Genomic DNA, 16,248 nt, shown 5'->3' on the forward strand with positions numbered 1-16,248 from the left:
AATTCCGTGGGCAGGCACCGGAGAATACAGTGAAGACGCCGAAAAGCCGGGCCGGTCATGGACCAGCCCGGCGTCTCCGGGGAGAAAACTACTTCACGTGCAGTGAGACGGCATCCGCCGCCTTCTTGGCCGTCTGACGCGCCAGGTCGGTGCTCTCGGCGGTCGTGAAGGCCACACCCATACGACGACGCTCATGGGCGACCGGCTTGCCGAAGATGCGGACGTCCGCCTCCGGCACGTTCAGCGCCTGGGCCAGGCCGGCGTAGGACGGGGCATCACCCTCCGTACCGCCGTAGATCACCGCAGAGGCACCCGGGGAGACCAGGGTCGTGTCGATCGGCAGGCCGAGGATCGCCCGGGCGTGCAGGTCGAACTCACTGAAGCGCTGCGAGCCCATGGTCACCATGCCGGTGTCGTGCGGGCGGGGGCTGACCTCGGAGAAGTACACGTCATTGCCCTTGATGAAGAGTTCCACACCGAAGACGCCGCGTCCTCCCAGTGCTCCGGTGATGCGGGCGGCGACGGAGCGCGCCGCACCCAGCGCCTCCTCGCTCATCTGCGCCGGCTGCCAGGACTCGACGTAGTCACCGTGCTGCTGACGGTGGCCGATCGGCTCGCAGAACCAGGTGGCGTCCTCGCCGGTGGCGGGGTCAACGGACCGGATGGTGAGCAGGGTGATCTCGTAGTCGAAGGGCACGAACTGCTCGATGATGACGCGCTCGGACCGGACCCGGCCGCCGCTCATCGCGTACTCCCACGCCGGGGCGATCTCCTCGGAGTCACGGATGTAGGACTGCCCCTTGCCCGAGGAGCTCATGACCGGCTTGACTACGCACGGGATACCGATCTGGCGGACGCCGTCCTCGAACTCCTCGTAGGTGGAGGCGAAGACGTGGCGCGAGTTCGGCAGGCCGAGCTCCTTGTCCGCCAGGGTGCGGATGCCTTCACGGTTCATGGTGAGCTGGGTGGCGCGGGCGGTCGGAACGACGGTGGCCAGCCCTGCGTCCTCGACCTCGGCCAGAGCATCTGTGGCCAGGGCCTCGATCTCCGGGACCACGAAATCCGGGCGGACCTGCTCGACGAGGGCACGGACCGCCTGCGGGTCGGTCATGTCGATCGTGTACTGGAAGTCAGCGACCCGCTGGGCGGGAGCTCCGGTGTACCGGTCGACGGCGTGTACCTCCACGCCGAGCCGCTGCAGGGCGATGGTCACCTCGCGGCCGAGTTCACCGGAACCCAGGAGGAGGACTTTCGTGGCGTTGGCGGCGCCCGGAGTGCCGATGGCGTCGGGAGTGTACACCGTGTTCCTTTCAGGAGGGTGGCAGTTGTCGTCACCCGAACGGTACCCCCAGGGGCTGGTCAACCACGAAACAAACAGACATTCCGGGCACCGACGGGGGATAGTTCCCCACACCCGGTCACAGCCTGTCGGGAATAGATCCGGGGACGCCAGAGTTGAGCGTGGTGTAATCAACTTCGACCGACGGTCCCGGGTTTTACCGGGACAGACAGGACAGCACCATGAGCACTCTCCGCCTCGACCCCTTCGCCCCGCTCGACCATGTCGCCCGCGGATTCTTCGGCACCCCCGCCGACCGCACCCCGCGCTTCATGCCGATGGATCTCGCGAAGTCCGAGGAGGGCTTCACCCTCACCGCCGACCTCCCGGGTGTGGACCCACACTCCGTCGACATCGACATCGACAACGGACTCCTCACCATCTCCGCGGCACGGACCACCGGCCCGGCGGACGCCGAGCGGGACGACGGCACCACCTGGCTCGCTGCCGAGCGCTTCTCCGGCACCTACCGCCGCCAGGTCGCCGTCGGGGACACCGTGGACACCAGCAGGATCTCCGCGGACTACGCCGACGGTGTGCTCACCGTGACCCTTCCGGTCGCCGAGCGGGCGAAGTCCCGCCGCATCGAGGTCTCCCACCGCGGTGACTCCCCCGCCGAAATTCCTGCCGGCGAGTAAGTAACACCCTCTGACGAGGTGCCGATAGTCCGGGTGAGACACACGACATCTCAGTGAACGACCCGGCCGCCCCCACAACTGCGGCCGGGTCTTTTTTTCCTGTTCAGGGCCGGTTCCGCAGCTCCACCGACACATCGCTGACCGCTGCGGCGAACTCCGCGTCGTGACAGGTCCACAGCACCGCCGGACGTTTCTCCCCCACCCCGAGAGCGCGGTGGTACTCCCCCGCCGCGTAGCCCCGCAGGACGCGGGCGAGCCAGCGGTGCCCCGGCGCATCCAGGCCGACGGTCGGCTCATCGACGAGCAGCAGCTCGGGCCCCCGGACCAGTGCGGCAGCCACCGCCACCATCCGTCGGGCGGCACTGGGCACGTCCAGGGGGTGGACGTCCGCCCACTGCTCCAGCCCCACCCATTCGAGGGCGGCGCGCGCATGGGCGGCATCCGTGCCCACCATGAGTTCCCGGAACACCGACCGCTTCGAGAACGCGGCGTCCATCCCGGTCGGCGCCCACCCCGGAGTCGGCGATGACGGCGCGACCAGGCGTCCGGTGTGCGGGAGCAGCCCGAGCACGGCGAGCATGAGCGTGGTCTTGCCTGAGCCGTTCGGCCCGGCGAGGTGGGTGACCTGCCCGGCGCGGGCGACCAGCGTCGCGTCCAGGATGAATGACCCGTTCGTTGCGGTGAACCCGGCGTCCAGCACCGGCTCCCCGGGGGACGCCGGTGTCATCTCCGGCAGCTCCGGTCCCGGTGCCGGGGCAGGCGTCAGTGTTCCGTCGACCAGAGCGAACTGCTCGTCAGCCAGGACCGCCAGTGGTGTGGCGACCCGGTCGTAGACGGTCACGTCCCCGGCGAACCGGCCCAGGGTCTCCACCAGCGTGTCCACTGCCGCAGCGTCCAGCCCGTCGGTCGGACAGTCGAGGACCAGCGCCCCGGGGTCGCGCAGCAGTGCCGCCGCGACAGCGACCCGGCGCGTCTGCCCGGTGGACAGTCGCGACGGGTCCCGGTCGATGATCTCCCCCAGCCCCCAGAGGTCCACGGCGTCGTCGATGCGGGACGCCATGACCTCGCGGGGAACCCCCTGCTGCTCCATCCCGAAGGCGAGCTCCTCGCGGACGGTCGGGCGCAGCAGGGTGATGTGCGCTGCGGCGTCATTCCCGACCCACGCGGCGCCGGACGACTCGGCCGCGGCCCAGGCGTGCTCGGACAGGCCTGAGCCCGAGGTCCCCCAGATGTAGCTCACTCGAAGCGGATCTCCTTGGGCACGGACTTCAGCGCATTGGAGACCGGGCAGGTCTCCTTGGCCCAGCGGGCCTTCTCACGGAGCGCGTCGTCGTCGAGACCGGGGACCTCACCGCTGACGATGAGGGTGATGCCGGTGATCCCGCCCTTGTCCGGGTCGAAGGTGACGGCTGCCCGGGCATCGAGGGTGTCGGCCGGGTGGCCGTCCTCGGCGAGTCCGTTGGACAGCTGCATGAGGTAGCAGGACGCCAGGGCGGCGCCGAGGAGTTCCTCGGGGTTGGTTGTGCCGCCGGTGGCCTCGGTGCGGGCCTTCCAGTTGATGTCGACGGTGGCGATCTTCGACGTGTCCAGGCTGGCCTTGCCGGAGCCGTTGAACAGGTCGCCTTCCCAGTGTGCGCTGGCCTTGCTGACAGTTGCCATGATCTGTCTCCCTCTGTGGTGTTCTCGGTGGTTACGTACCCTGACCAGGGTACGCGTCACATCACCGCGAGGACAGCGGCGAGGACGGACGCCACGATGAGCAGCCACCGGCCGATCCGTTGGACCGGCGGGTCGGCGACCGGGACGAGCACGGTGCGTGTCCCCGTCTCCCCGATGCCGGTGCGCTGCAGCGGGCGGGCGCGGTTGCCGGCGTCCACCACCAGACCGACGACCAGCGGGAGGACGCAGGACGTCCGGGCACGCCAGCTATCGGGGACGCCACGGCTGAGCTGGACCTGACGGATCGTCCGCCAGCGGTGCTGCGCCATGGGGAGCAGGCGCACCACCGAGCCGACCATGTAGACCAGCGGGGCGGGGATGCGCAGCTGCAGGTCACGCATGAGATCGTCGGCGTTGACGAAGGAGAGCAGCAGCAGGCCGGAGACCGTCATCGCGGCGAAACGCAGTGAGAGGTCGCCGGTGGTGGCCCAGCCGTCGTCGGCGAAGGGAACGTAGATCAACGCGTAGGAGACCGTCGCCGGCACGGAGATCACCAGGGCGGCGAGCAGGGCGCGGCGGTGGCGGCGTCCTGCACACAGGGCCATCACTGCGGCGGCGATGAGGAAGATGCCGCTGACCACGGGTTCATGGGCGACCATGACCACGACGACCGCGCAGATCGCGGCGGTCAGCGGGGTGAGGGGATTCATACGTCCGCCGGATCGAAGGTGCGTCGGGTTCGCAACGGGAGGGCACGGTAGACCGCGAAGACCAGCAGGAAGATGATGACCTTGTCGATCGGGTCGGAGGTCCAGGACTGCAGGAAAACGGCGCTGGTATTGGAGAAACCGAGGGATTCGTAGCCGGAGACGAGCAGGCCGGTGCCGGTGCCCGCGGTGCCGCCGAAGATGAAGTTCGCGACCGGTGCGGAGACCAGGCCGGAGAGGAAACCGAGGACCAGGCCGGTGATGACGACCTTCCACCAGGAGGACTTCCACAGCTGACGGATCAGGCCGACGGCGAAGCCCATCATCGCGTAGCCGGCGGCGAAGCAGATGATCGTCGGGTTGAACGCGCCCCAGACGAGGGACGAGAGACCGCCGGTGGCCAGACCCGCGGCGGGACCGGCGAGCACGGCGACGAGGACAGTGCCGAAGGAGTCCAGGTAGAGCGGCAGGGGCAGACCCATCGTGCCGACGACCTGGCCGACGACGATATTGAGCACCAGGGCAACCGGGATGATGCTCAGGGTACGCACCGGCAGGGTGGGGACCACCGCGATCAGGGAGAGGATCGTGGGAACCAGGAAACCGACGAGGGCGATGGCCGTGGAGCGGGAGTCCGCGACGGAGGAGAAGTCGGAGTCGTCCGGCTGGCTGAGGACGAGCCAGAGCCAGGTGATGACGAACAGGGCCACGCTGATGCTGATCAGCGTGATGCGGACAGGACGTGACAGAGGGCGCACAGGTGGGCTTCCTGGGTTCTACGACGGGGTTTCCGGCGCAGGGCGCCGGTGCGGCGCTCCCCTATGTCACCTCGGGGACGCCGCGCTGCTGTGTTGACGTGCTCATTCTGCCGAGTGCGGGTCACCAGGGCAAGGCGGCGGCGACCGGTGGGCAGTCGCAACCACCTGGACGCCGCCGGCCGCCGTCTCTGGACCGGTTAAGTCGATTCACCGTTACCCCCACTGACCTGTGCCTTCGCAGAAATCTTCCGGAATGGGCGGCAGGCGAACTTGACAGACCAAGCGGTCTACTGGTTCTCTTGGGCACCAAGCAGTCGACGAGAGTCGAAGTTCCCCTCCTGGAGCCCCGGACGAGGCGGAACCTGCGGGCAGGCCCCCACGGACCTGATTACCGCAGCATGCAGGCCTGTTTCACCAGACCATTCCCGGGGCTTTCGCATACCCAGTGCGAACCCCGGGGGCGGGCAGTCACGGACACGGCACGCATGTGACTCACGTATCGACGGCGAGACCCGTTCAACCACACGTGAAGGATCACAAGTGACCGCACAGATCAACGCCACCGTCGCCGGGGTTCCGCGCATCGGCCCGAAGCGCGAGCTCAAGAGGGCCCTGGAGACCTACTGGAAGGACGCCTCCACCGGGCGCAACCTCGCCACCGTCGCCACCCAGCTGGTCAACCAGCAGGCCGACCAGCTCACCGCCGCCGGCCTGGACTCCGTCCCGACCATCGGCCGCAGCTTCTACGACGCCATGCTCGACACCTCCGCCCTGCTGGGCGCCCTGCCGGCCCGCGTCGCCGACATCGACGACCACGACAACGACGGCCTGCCCGCCTTCGTCGACCGTCTCTTCGCCGCCGCCCGCGGTACCGCCGAGCTCCCGGCATCCGCCATGACCAAGTGGTTCGACACCAACTACCACTACATCGTCCCCGAGCTGGCCGCGGACACCGAGTTCCGTCTCGATGACGCCGCCCTGCTCGCCGACCTCCACGACCAGATCACCCGCGGCACCGCCGCCCGCCCGGTCCTCATCGGCCCGCTGACCTACCTGGCCCTGGCCCGCACCACCGACGGCTCCGACGCGCTGACCCACCTCGAAGAGGTCTTCGACGCCTACGCCCGCCTGCTCCCCCGCATCGCCGAGCGCGGCGCCGCCTGGGTCCAGTTCGACGAGCCCTACCTGGTCACCGACGTCGACGCCGACGAGGACCGCAAGGCTGACCTCCTGGCCCGCACCCGCGCGGGCTACGGGAAGCTCGCCGCCGCGACCGACCTGAACATCCTGCTGCAGACCTACTTCGGTGACGGCGACCTCGCCATCAAGACCCTCACCGGCACCGGCATCGCCGCCTTCGGTGTCGACCTGGTCACCGGCCGCACCGATGAGCGTCAGGCCGACGAGACCAACATCGCCGACGCCGACCTGCTCCCGTCCTGGACCGGTGCCGAGCAGCTGCTCGCCGGTGTCGTCGACGGCCGCAACATCTGGCGCACCGACCTGGCCCGCGCCCTGGAGACCCTCAAGGCCCTCGCCGCCCGCGGCCCGGTTGGCGTCTCCACCAGCGCGTCCCTGCTGCACGTCCCCTACTCCCTGGCCCAGGAGACCAGCCTCGACAACGATCCCGAGCTGCGCAGCTGGCTCGCCTTCGGCGCCGAGAAGATCGCCGAGGTCGCCCTGCTGGACCGCGCCCTGCGTGGCGAGGAGTCCGAGGGTGACGACGCCGCCGTCGCCGAGGCCCACGCCGCCGTGGCGTCCCGCAAGAACTCGGAGCGCACCCGCAACGCCGCGCTGCGTCAGCGCACCGCCGCCATCACCGAGGCCGACCGCCACCGCAATCCCTTCGACCAGCGTCGTGAGGTCCAGGAGCGCGAGCTGAACCTCCCGCCGCTGCCGACCACCACCATCGGTTCTTTCCCGCAGACCACCGAGATCCGTGGTGCCCGCGCCAAGCTGCGCTCCGGTGAGTTCACTGCCGAGCAGTACCACGACGCGATGGTCGCCGAGGTCAAGGACGTCATCGACCGTCAGGAGGCCCTGGGCCTCGACGTGCTCGTCCACGGTGAGCCCGAGCGCAACGACATGGTGCAGTACTTCTCCGAGCAGCTCGAGGGCTACCACTCCACCGATCTGGCGTGGGTCCAGTCCTACGGCTCCCGGTGCGTCCGTCCGCCGATCCTGTTCGGTGACGTCACCCGCCCGAAGGCCATGACCGTCGAGTGGTACAAGATCGCGCAGTCCTTCACCGACAAGATCGTCAAGGGCATGCTGACCGGTCCGGTGACCATGCTGGCCTGGGCCTTCGTCCGCGACGACCAGCCGCTCGGCGAGACCGCCGACCAGGTCGCCCTGGCCCTGCGCGACGAGATCGACGACCTGGTGGACGCCGGTGCGAAGATCGTCCAGGTCGACGAGGCCGCACTGCGTGAGCTGCTGCCGCTGCGCCGCGCCCAGCAGCCGTACTACCTGGAGTGGTCCGTCGGATCCTTCCGCCTGGCCACCTCCGGTGTCGAGGACGTCACCCAGATCCACACCCACATGTGCTACTCCGAGTTCAACGAGCTCATCGGCACCATTGCGGACCTGGACGGCGACGTCACCTCCATCGAGGCCTCCCGTAACGGCATGCAGGTGCTGCACGCCCTCAAGGACTCCGGCTTCGAGCTGGCCGTCGGCCCGGGCGTCTGGGACATCCACTCCCCGCGCGTCCCGGAGCAGGCCGAGGTCGACAAGCAGCTCGCCGACGCCCTCGAGGCCGTGCCGGCCCGTCAGTTGTGGGTCAACCCGGACTGCGGTCTGAAGACCCGCGGTTGGGAAGAGACCACCGCCGCGCTGAAGGTGCTCGTCGCCGCCGCGCAGAAGGCCCGCGCGTCCGTCAACGCGTAACGGCCGTTCGGCAGAACCCCACCGCTTCCGGTGGGGTTCTTCGTCGTCTTCGGGCAGGTCAGCGCGTAGCGTGGAGTGTGACGCAACACACTGGAGGTAGTCATGTCACTCGCCGACCGCATCATCACCGGCTCCACGCTCGACGCGGTGGTCTACGCCGACCATTCCGGGACCATCCGGCTGTGGAACGACGCCGCGGTCCACATGTTCGGCTGGTCCGCCGAGGACGCGGTCGGCCAGTCGCTGGAACTCATCATCCCGGAGAAGATGCGGGGCGCCCACTGGACCGGTTGGGACCGGGTCATGGAGACCGGCGTGACCAGGTACGGCCGGGAACCGTTGACCGCCCCTGGCGTCCGGAAGGACGGAACCCGCGTCTCCCTGGAGTTCTCCATCGTCATGCTGAAGGACGCCGAGGGTCGCGTCGAGGGTGTGGCCGCCGTGCTCCGTGACGTCACGGCACGGTGGGAGAAGGACAGGGAGCTCAAGCGCCGGGTCCGGGAGCTGGAGAGTCAGCTCGCCGGGCAGGGCAGCTGATCAGACCTCGAAGTTGCTGAACAGCAGTGTGGCGAGCGCCAGCCCGAGCACGATGTTGAACAGGGTGGCCGCAGCGAAGACCGCTACAGGCTTCATCCCTGCCTCCCGCAACGCCTTCGCCTCGAACTCGAGACCGACCGAGACGAAGGCGAGAGTCAGGAAGTAGTCCCGGAAACCCTTCACCGCACTGTCGACACCATCGAGGTCCGCCTCCGACAGGAACTCCGCCGCGACGGTCACGGCGACCGACGCTGCGATGAACCCCAGGACGAACTTGGGGAACCGGTGCCAGAAGTCGATGGCCCTGATCCTGGGAGCACTCTCATCGCGCTCCACCCTGAGAGCGAACCAGGCGGTGAGCGCGACCGCGACCACACCGATCAGGGCGTTCTGGGTGACCTTGACGATCGATGCGATCTGCAGCGAGTCCTCCCCCGCCGGTGCACCGGCCGCCGAGACAGCAGCCGTGGTGTCGATGTTGCCGCCGATCCATACACCCGCCACCGCCGGGGACAGCCCCAACAGGTCAGCCAACCAGGGCAGGATGGAGATCGAGGGCAACTCGAAGGCGATGACCATCGTGGCTGTGTAGGCGAGGTGTTCCTTCTTCGCTTTCACCGCGCCGGCGGCGGCGATCGCCGCGCTCACGCCGCAGATCGAGACCGCCGAGGAGGCCAGGGCGTAGTTGAGTGCGTTGGCGTTGCCGATCTGGCTGAGGCCGGTGTAGATGTAACTGCCGAGTCCGGGGCCCAGAGCGTAGGCGGCGATGGCCGCCACCCCCATGGACATGTGTGCGGACACGCGGATTCCCGTGATGATGACCGGCCAGGCGAGAGGAAGGCGGACGCGGAAGAAGACCGCCACCGAACTCATGCCCTGTCCCCGGGCAGCCTCGACCAGGTCAGGTGAGACCGCCTGGAGACCGACCACCGCGTTACGCAGAATCGGCAGGACAGCGTAGAACACGACGATGATCACCGAGGGCAGGGTGCCGATGCCGACGAGTGGGATCATCAGGCCGAGGAGGGCGAGCCCCGGATTGGTCAGACCGATCGCGGGCAGGGCGTTGGCCACCGGTGCCAGGGGCCGGTAGTTGGTCACCAGGACGGCGAGCGCCAGCGCGATCACGGTCGCCAGGATGATCGCCTGGACGACCAGACTCGTGTGTTGATAGGAGCGGAAGAGGATGTCCTGCCACCGCGCATCGAGGAATTCGCCCACAGGGTTCCTACCCGGGACTCGAAACAGACCGAACTGTCTCTAACCGGGAATCACCTTTCCCTGCGCCTGGCGCGGCACACGAGAGTTCCATTCAGCCTGAAAAGTCGCCCACTGCGGGCTGCGGCTGCTCCGGGGTCAGCGGTCGATGGCCGCGTCCACCGCTCTGGCGACCCGCACCGTGCGTTCGACGAGAGTGCGCAGGACGCCGACGTCCACCTTGGCGAGACGGGTGATGTGCAGACAGCCGGTCGTCGCACGGTGCGGGCCGGTGACGCGGTCGAGTACCTCGGCGTACGGGGTGTCCGACGGGGACATCGCGGGGGCCTTGACCTACATGGACGTCAGCGTCCTGCGAGGTTGGCGAGGTTCTCGCCGACGAGACGCTGCGTGGTCCATTCGTCCTGCGGCGCTGCACCGATCGACCGGTAGAAGGCGATGGACGGCTCGTTCCAGTCCAGCACCGTCCACTCCAGGCGGGTGTAGCCACGGTCGACGCAGATCCCGGCGAGTGCTTTCAGCAGTGCGGTACCGTAGCCGTGTCCACGGTATTCCTGGTGGACATAGAGGTCCTCCAGCCAGATGCCGTGGCGTCCGGTCCAGGTGGAGTAGGAGAGGAACCACAGGGCGATCCCGCGGATCTGGCCGCCCTGCTCCACCACATGCGCGAAGGCCTGCGGGGTCTCCCCGAAGAGGGTTTTCGTGAGCATCTCCTCGGTGTTCTCCACCGCGTCCGGCTCCTTCTCGTAGACGGCGAGGGCACGGATGCAGTCGAGGATGCCGGGGACGTCGGCCGGGCGGGCGCGGCGCACGACAGCGCCGTCGAGGAGGGTGGTGGGGGCAGTCATGTGGCTGATGCTACGCGTGGCGCGAGTGGGAGCAGCGGCGGGCTTTTGCGTGTTTTATACCCTTTGTACTTTTTATACTTTCTCACGGTGAATGATGTGCTCTGGTCGGCCTCGCGGGACGTCAACCGACAAGAGGCGGGAGAGGAGCAGGTAGAGACGTCAGACGCCCACAGTGACGGCGGCAGTCAACCGGTCCAGGTCCTGCTCCGTCAGTCCCAGACCGTCGGTGGCGTACCCGCGGATGCCGCCGAACAGGGTGTCGACCTCGGCGAGAGCGGTACGCAGGTACTCCTCCCGCACGCCCAGCACGGGCAGCAGTGCGTCGGGATCCCCGCCCTGCTCAGCGAAACGGTCGAGCACCGGCTGCAGTGCGGGCAGCAGGTCTGTGTTGGTGCGCAGGTAGTCCTCGGTGACGGCGTCCTCGTCCACCCCGAGCAGCAGCATCAGGGACGCCGCGGCCCAGCCGGTGCGGTCCTTGCCGGTCGTGCAGTGGAAGAGGACGCCACCGGTGTCCACGTCATGTCCGGTGACCTCGGCAGGTCCGGCGATCCCGAGGAACAGTTCCCGGTAGCTGCGCAGGGCACTCGGCAGGGTCACGATGTTCCGGTAGGTGCCGGTCATCCGCTCCACTGCCGCACCACCACCGAGAATCTCGGTGAGGCGACGGGGATCGGCCAGCACTTTCGCCAACTGTGCGCCCGTCGTTGCGCCGGAATCAGCCAGGACGTCGAGGTGGACAGTGGTCATCCCGTCCGGGAGCAGGTCAGGATGCTTCTCGATCTCGGCGGTGGTGCGCAGGTCAATGACGCGGCGGATGCCGAGGTCACCGAGAGCGTCACCACCGGCGGGTTCCAGTCGACTCAGGTCGACGGAGCGGAACAGCACCCCCGGCGCGATGACCGTGCCGTGGCCGGTGCGGTGACCACCGAGGTCACGGAAATTGGGGAGTCCGGGGATGTCCATCGGCGTCCTCTCTCGGGAATCAGGCACTGGGTCCGGAGCCTACCCGGGTGCACGACAGAGATGCCGCTCAGGCGCGGACCATCTTCACGATGCCCACGACCGTTCCGCCGAGCAGGAGGACCAGGCCGGGCAGAAGAATGACCAGGATGTTGATGTCGGTGAGCATGCCGGCAGCGATGCCGAGGTAACAGACCACCAGCCCGGCATTCAGCCAGACCATCATCTGTTCACCGACGCGGTACATCGCCTGGGCGTTGCCCTCCGTGAACTCCTTCGGATAGTTGAAGATCCGTGGGCGCGATGAGAGCCAGTGACATCCACCGATGCACGCCAGCATGATCAACGAGAGCCACAGGATCGTCGACTTCGATCCCCAGTCGTCGGCGTCCCCACCGGTGCCGAAGTGGACGGGCACCGTGTCCGGCATGCCCGGGTAGCGGACGAGCACCCACACGGTGACGGCTGCGGTGGCTACCAGGACCAGTCGGCGGAGCCATACAGTGACCGGCCCGGTGGTGTGCGTCCGCTCCGGGCGCCCGGACCCGTTCTTCACTTTCGCCGCTGCTCCGCTCGCCATATTCTCAGGCTAGCAGGGGGGATAGGAGGTCAATGGCTGTCTGACGGCTGCCTCCGGACCGCCCGGGCTCCCCGCAATGTCGGCATCTTGGGGTCTGAGGATGGAAATCCAGCGCAAAACCATCCTGCGATCCCAAGATGCCGACATCGGCGGAAGGGAGAAGCAAGCTAAGCACTCAGCGGTACGTCCCGCAGGTCCTTACGCAGGATCTTGCCGGTGCCGGACTTCGGGATGACGTCCGTGAACTCGACCATCCGGATCTTCTTGTACGGTGCGACCCGCTGCGCCACCCACACCATCAGCTCCTCCTTGTCGATCTCCAGTACATTGCCGTCCAGACCGACCTGCGGCACGACGAACGCCCTCGGTACCTCCTCACCGTCAGACTCCCTGCGGTAGCCGACGACCGCGGCGTCCGCGATGGCTTCGTGGCTCATCAGCAGCGCCTCGAGTTCCGCCGGCGCGACCTGGTAGCCCTTGTACTTGATGAGCTCCTTCGACCGGTCGACGACGTACACGTTGCCCTCGTGGTCGTACTGGACGATGTCACCGGTACGCAGCCAGCCGTCGCGCATGAGCGTGACCTCGGTGGCCTCCTCGTTGTTGAGGTAGCCCAGCATGACCTGCGGACCTCGGATCCACATCTCGCCGGCGTCGGACCGCTCCCCCTCGTTGCCCGGCGGCAGAATCTCGGCGAAGTCCGCATCGGTGAGGTCAACGACCTTGCACTCCGTGTTCGCGACCGGCAGGCCGATGGATGCCAGCGGAGTCTCACCGCGGGTGGACACGTGCGTCACCGGGGACGCCTCGGTCATCCCGAAGCCCTGCAGCACAGCGACCCCGAGCCGCTTCTGGACCGCATCGGCGAGCTTCTCGTCGAGCGCCGCCGCACCGGAGAGCACGGTGGTCAGCGAGGAGATGCCGTACTGGTCGACCAGCGGGTGCTTGGCCAGCACCACGGCGATCGGCGGGGCGACGAAGGTGAAGTCGATGTCGTGGACCTGGTGCAGTTCCAGGAACCGCGGCAGGTCGAAGGCCGGCATGGTGACGATGTGCAGCCGGTTGTACAGCGAGGTGTTGAGCAGCACGTTCATCCCGTAGATGTGGAAGAACGGCAGCACGCACATGATCGTGGAGTCCGGCGTCTGACCGTTGGCCATGAGCAGCGGACCACACTGGACGATATTCGCGACCAGGTTCCGGTGGCTGAGCTCCACGCCCTTGGGGACGCCCGTCGTGCCGGAGGAGAACGGCAGTACCGCGATGTGGGTGGCCGGGTCGAACGCCACCTCCGGTGCGGCATGACCCTCCGCCAGCAGGGACGCCAGTCCGTTCGCCTCATCGGCGAGGTCGATGACGGCGTCCTCGGCGAGTCCGGCGTCCTTCGCTCCCTCGACACCGGCGGTCCCGAGCGCACCGACGGTGAGCATGAGGGACGCCCCGGACGCGGTGACCTGCTTGGCGATGTCCTGGGCGGTGCCGAGGGCACCGACGGTGGTGACGGTCGCCCCGGCCCGCATGATCCCGTGGAAGGTCACGACGAAGGCCAGGGAGTTCGGGGCGTGGAGCGCCACGACATCGCCGACGCCGAGTCCTCGGTGGGCCAGTGCCCCGGCGAAGGCGTCCACCTGGTCGCGGAGTTCACCGTAGGTGGTCACCGATCCGGTGGCCGAGTCGGTGACGGCGACCCGACCTTCTTCCTCGGGAGTCAGGCCTGCGAACAGCACGTCATAGACGCTGACCTCGGGAATCTCGATGGTGCGGTGGGGACTGGGGACTGGCACAGGGGCTCCTCGGGCGTCGGGCACGGTTGGCGCGTTTCAGTTTTGAAACGAGACTAGCCCCTTGGGCCGGCTCCGTCAGCCGAAGGTCCGCAGCGGATGCCGTCCTTCCGCGTCCAGGCCATCCAGATGGGCGTGCTCATTGAGCGACCGCAGTGACAGCCGGGGCGCCCCGTCGACCCCGGGCTTCACCCCCAGCACCGTCACCGACGCATTGAGCACGGTGGAGATCAGGTCACTCCAGGACGCCCCGGGCAGTGTCTCGGCGACACAGGCCGCGATCGGACCACCCGAGCTCACGACCACCACGGAATCGGCATCCAACGCCAGGTCGGCGGCGGCGAAGAGTCCGGTCCGGACGGTCTGCCGGAAGTCCCCGAACTCGGGTCCGGTCGTCCACTCGTCGATCGCGTCCGTGAGCGCCCGGTTGACCTCGTCAACCTGGGCGCGGGGCAGCTTGCCGGCCTTCGCCCGCTTCAGTGCCTCGGTATGGCCCGGGTTCTCCCGGAACCAGGGGGTGAGGATGTCGCCGAAGCGGATCTCCTTCCAGGCGTCGTCGACGGTGGGCGTGACGGAATCCAGGGCGGCGGCGACGGCGGCGGCGGTGTCCCGCTGCCTGACCAGGGGACCGTGGATGACCGGGGTGTGGGCGGGGACCCTGCGTGCCAGGGCACGTCCGACGGTCTCCGCCTGGTGTCTCCCCAGGTCACTCAGTCGGTCATAGGCTTCCTCAAAGCCTCCGTCGGAGGCGTTGTCCAGGGCGTTCTGCCCGGCCTGCCCGTGCCTGACCAGGTAAATAGCGGACATGAATCTCCTTTCGATGCGGCCAGCGTATACGATCTGCCCCATGAGTGACTCAGGTAACACCACATCCTCCGACCGCGAAGCCCGCGCCGAGCGCCGCCGCGAGGGGATCCTCGCCGCCGCGCGGACGGTGTTCCTCCGCGACGGCTACCACGACGCGAAACTCACCGGAGTGGCCACCGAGGCCGGCTGCTCGGTGGGCACGCTCTACACCTACTTCGCCGACCGGGACGCCCTGCTCGCCGCGGTTCTCGCCGACGTGGAGAACGAGATGCGCTCGGCGGGCCACCAGGACCAACGACCCGACCGGAGCACCGGGGCCGGGGGTGCACGTCTCACCCCCGCCGATCAGATCAGTGCGACCAACCGCGCGTACCTGGCGTCCTACCGGAAGAACCGGTCGATCATGGCGCTCATGGAGCAGGTGGCCCAGGCCGACGAGAACTTCAGTCGGCAGCGGCTGCTGCGTGCGGACGGGTTCATCGACCGCAACGCCCGCGCGCTGGAGCGCCTGACCACGGAAGGCGCGATCACGGTGGAGGACCCGGAAATGACCGCGATGGCACTGTCCGCCGCCGTGTCGCGGATGGCGTACATCGTCTGGGTCGACGGCAGGTACCCCGACACCGACGACGTCTTCGAGCGGCTGTGCGCCACCGCGGACCGCATCTGGCTCGGAACTCTCGGACTCCCGGTGAACTGAATCACAGTTCATGTTAGGTTGGTCGCATGACCACCTACGATTTCACCGACCGCACCGCCGTCGTCACCGGCGGCTCTCGCGGCATCGGCTACGCCACCGCCCACCTCCTCGCCGCGTCCGGCGCGAACGTCTTCCTCACCTCGCGTATGGCGGAAGCCGCCGAGGAGGCCGCCGCACAGATCACCGCCGACCTCGCCGACACCACCGGAGCCGGCACCGTCACCGGACTCGCCGGCCACGTCGCCCACCCGGAAGCCGCCGCCGCAGTCTGCGCCGCCGCCGTCGAGGCCACCGGACGCCTCGACATCCTCGTCAACAACGCCGGGACGAACCCCGCCTACGGCCCCGTCGCCGACCAGGACCCCGCGCTGGTCGCCAAGGTCTTCGAGATCAACTCCACCTCTCCCCTGGTCTGGATCCGCGCCGCCCTCGACGCCGGACTCGGCGCAGAAACCACCGGATCGATCGTCAACATCGCCTCCATCGGCGCACTGACCATGGAGGACGGCATCGGCATCTACAACTCCTCCAAGGCCGCCCTGCTCCACCTCACGAAGCAGCTCGCCCGCGAGCTCGGCCCCCGCGCCCGGGTGAACTCGGTCGCCCCCGGCGTGGTCCGCACCCGCCTGTCCGAGGCCCTGTGGAAGGACCACGAGGACGCGGCCGCCGCCACCTCCCCGCTCGGCCGGATCGGTGAGCCCGCCGACATCGCCGACGCCGTGGCCTTCCTCGCCGCCCCCAGCTCCTCCTGGATCACCGGCACCAACCTCGTCGTCGACGGCGGGCAGCTCGTCGGCACCTCCAGCATCTCCGGAAAGTAGGCACCA

General features: G+C 68.2%; 17 protein-coding genes. 5 read left to right on the forward strand and 12 right to left on the reverse strand.

Annotation, left to right across the window (positions count from 1 at the left end):
- Positions 1 to 88: 88 nt before the first annotated feature.
- Positions 89 to 1,300, reverse strand: a complete 1,212-nt coding sequence (gene purT, locus CVA01_RS03260) for a formate-dependent phosphoribosylglycinamide formyltransferase (RefSeq protein WP_014008975.1) — start codon at positions 1,298 to 1,300, stop codon at positions 89 to 91.
- A 221-nt stretch (positions 1,301 to 1,521) separates the two neighbouring features.
- On the opposite strand from purT, the gene CVA01_RS03265 reads away from it, so the two are divergent.
- Positions 1,522 to 1,977: an Hsp20/alpha crystallin family protein gene (locus CVA01_RS03265; RefSeq protein WP_014008974.1), complete on the forward strand. Its 456-nt coding sequence runs from the start codon at positions 1,522 to 1,524 to the stop codon at positions 1,975 to 1,977.
- Between the two features lie 103 nt (positions 1,978 to 2,080).
- Here the strand turns inward: CVA01_RS03265 and CVA01_RS03270 are convergent, their stop codons facing one another.
- From CVA01_RS03270 to CVA01_RS03285, 4 genes are read right to left on the reverse strand one after another with little or no spacing between them, the layout of a single operon-like run.
- Positions 2,081 to 3,217, reverse strand: coding sequence for an ATP-binding cassette domain-containing protein (locus CVA01_RS03270; protein ID WP_141328613.1), 1,137 nt, complete (start codon positions 3,215 to 3,217; stop codon positions 2,081 to 2,083).
- On the reverse strand, positions 3,214 to 3,636 hold the full coding sequence (locus CVA01_RS03275; protein WP_141328615.1) for an OsmC family peroxiredoxin: 423 nt from the start codon (positions 3,634 to 3,636) through the stop codon (positions 3,214 to 3,216). Before CVA01_RS03275 ends, CVA01_RS03270 begins: the two co-directional genes overlap by 4 nt.
- A 56-nt stretch (positions 3,637 to 3,692) precedes the next feature.
- On the reverse strand, positions 3,693 to 4,346 hold the full coding sequence (locus tag CVA01_RS03280; RefSeq protein ID WP_041629766.1) for an energy-coupling factor transporter transmembrane component T family protein: 654 nt from the start codon (positions 4,344 to 4,346) through the stop codon (positions 3,693 to 3,695).
- Positions 4,343 to 5,101 (reverse strand): ECF transporter S component, encoded by a 759-nt coding sequence (locus tag CVA01_RS03285; protein ID WP_141328617.1) that lies wholly within the window; start codon positions 5,099 to 5,101, stop codon positions 4,343 to 4,345. The genes CVA01_RS03280 and CVA01_RS03285 overlap by 4 nt, the downstream gene beginning before the upstream one ends.
- 540 nt (positions 5,102 to 5,641) lie before the next feature.
- Between CVA01_RS03285 and metE the strand changes: the two genes are divergently transcribed.
- On the forward strand, positions 5,642 to 7,990 hold the full coding sequence (gene metE, locus CVA01_RS03290; RefSeq protein ID WP_141328619.1) for a 5-methyltetrahydropteroyltriglutamate--homocysteine S-methyltransferase: 2,349 nt from the start codon (positions 5,642 to 5,644) through the stop codon (positions 7,988 to 7,990).
- A 102-nt stretch (positions 7,991 to 8,092) separates the two neighbouring features.
- The gene (locus CVA01_RS03295) at positions 8,093 to 8,527 is read left to right on the forward strand and encodes a PAS domain-containing protein (protein WP_141328621.1); all 435 of its coding nucleotides are present in this window, start codon (positions 8,093 to 8,095) and stop codon (positions 8,525 to 8,527) included.
- On the opposite strand, the gene CVA01_RS03300 is transcribed toward CVA01_RS03295, so the two are convergent.
- From CVA01_RS03300 to CVA01_RS03330, 7 genes are all read right to left on the reverse strand, one after another.
- Complete coding sequence (locus CVA01_RS03300) at positions 8,528 to 9,748, reverse strand: putative sulfate exporter family transporter (RefSeq protein WP_141328623.1); 1,221 nt, start codon at positions 9,746 to 9,748, stop codon at positions 8,528 to 8,530.
- Between the two features lie 135 nt (positions 9,749 to 9,883).
- Positions 9,884 to 10,063 (reverse strand): hypothetical protein, encoded by a 180-nt coding sequence (locus CVA01_RS03305; RefSeq protein ID WP_218024557.1) that lies wholly within the window; start codon positions 10,061 to 10,063, stop codon positions 9,884 to 9,886.
- Between the two features lie 26 nt (positions 10,064 to 10,089).
- Positions 10,090 to 10,593 (reverse strand): GNAT family N-acetyltransferase, encoded by a 504-nt coding sequence (locus CVA01_RS03310; RefSeq protein WP_141328625.1) that lies wholly within the window; start codon positions 10,591 to 10,593, stop codon positions 10,090 to 10,092.
- A gap of 159 nt (positions 10,594 to 10,752) precedes the next feature.
- Positions 10,753 to 11,556, reverse strand: a complete 804-nt coding sequence (locus CVA01_RS03315) for a tyrosine-protein phosphatase (protein WP_141328627.1) — start codon at positions 11,554 to 11,556, stop codon at positions 10,753 to 10,755.
- A 67-nt stretch (positions 11,557 to 11,623) separates the two neighbouring features.
- Positions 11,624 to 12,133: a DUF1648 domain-containing protein gene (locus CVA01_RS03320; protein ID WP_244938119.1), complete on the reverse strand. Its 510-nt coding sequence runs from the start codon at positions 12,131 to 12,133 to the stop codon at positions 11,624 to 11,626.
- 167 nt (positions 12,134 to 12,300) lie between these two features.
- The gene (locus CVA01_RS03325) at positions 12,301 to 13,917 is read right to left on the reverse strand and encodes an AMP-binding protein (RefSeq protein ID WP_141328629.1); all 1,617 of its coding nucleotides are present in this window, start codon (positions 13,915 to 13,917) and stop codon (positions 12,301 to 12,303) included.
- A 75-nt stretch (positions 13,918 to 13,992) separates the two neighbouring features.
- Entirely contained in the window at positions 13,993 to 14,721 is a 729-nt protein-coding gene (locus CVA01_RS03330) for a histidine phosphatase family protein (protein WP_170209680.1), read from the reverse strand.
- Positions 14,722 to 14,761: 40 nt separating this feature from the next.
- Here CVA01_RS03330 and CVA01_RS03335 point away from each other — a divergent pair, with 40 nt between their 5' ends.
- Complete coding sequence (locus CVA01_RS03335; protein WP_141328633.1) at positions 14,762 to 15,421, forward strand: TetR/AcrR family transcriptional regulator; 660 nt, start codon at positions 14,762 to 14,764, stop codon at positions 15,419 to 15,421.
- A 26-nt stretch (positions 15,422 to 15,447) separates the two neighbouring features.
- Entirely contained in the window at positions 15,448 to 16,242 is a 795-nt protein-coding gene (locus CVA01_RS03340; protein ID WP_141328635.1) for an SDR family oxidoreductase, read from the forward strand.
- Positions 16,243 to 16,248: the final 6 nt, after the last annotated feature.

This window comes from Corynebacterium variabile (assembly GCF_006539825.1).
Lineage (GTDB): Bacteria > Actinomycetota > Actinomycetes > Mycobacteriales > Mycobacteriaceae > Corynebacterium > Corynebacterium variabile.

What these genes read in the sequence shown, in the direction of transcription:
- CVA01_RS03315 (WP_141328627.1), bottom strand. Translation starts at nt 11,556, where the DNA reads ATGGACATCCCCGGACTCCCCAATTTCCGTGACCTCGGTGGTCACCGC.
- CVA01_RS03280 (WP_041629766.1), bottom strand. Translation starts at nt 4,346, where the DNA reads ATGAATCCCCTCACCCCGCTGACCGCCGCGATCTGCGCGGTCGTCGTG.
- CVA01_RS03305 (WP_218024557.1), bottom strand. Translation starts at nt 10,063, where the DNA reads ATGTCCCCGTCGGACACCCCGTACGCCGAGGTACTCGACCGCGTCACC.
- CVA01_RS03265 (WP_014008974.1), top strand. Translation starts at nt 1,522, where the DNA reads ATGAGCACTCTCCGCCTCGACCCCTTCGCCCCGCTCGACCATGTCGCC.
- CVA01_RS03275 (WP_141328615.1), bottom strand. Translation starts at nt 3,636, where the DNA reads ATGGCAACTGTCAGCAAGGCCAGCGCACACTGGGAAGGCGACCTGTTC.
- CVA01_RS03310 (WP_141328625.1), bottom strand. Translation starts at nt 10,593, where the DNA reads ATGACTGCCCCCACCACCCTCCTCGACGGCGCTGTCGTGCGCCGCGCC.
- CVA01_RS03340 (WP_141328635.1), top strand. Translation starts at nt 15,448, where the DNA reads ATGACCACCTACGATTTCACCGACCGCACCGCCGTCGTCACCGGCGGC.
- CVA01_RS03320 (WP_244938119.1), bottom strand. Translation starts at nt 12,133, where the DNA reads ATGGCGAGCGGAGCAGCGGCGAAAGTGAAGAACGGGTCCGGGCGCCCG.
- CVA01_RS03335 (WP_141328633.1), top strand. Translation starts at nt 14,762, where the DNA reads ATGAGTGACTCAGGTAACACCACATCCTCCGACCGCGAAGCCCGCGCC.
- CVA01_RS03295 (WP_141328621.1), top strand. Translation starts at nt 8,093, where the DNA reads ATGTCACTCGCCGACCGCATCATCACCGGCTCCACGCTCGACGCGGTG.
- CVA01_RS03330 (WP_170209680.1), bottom strand. Translation starts at nt 14,721, where the DNA reads ATGTCCGCTATTTACCTGGTCAGGCACGGGCAGGCCGGGCAGAACGCC.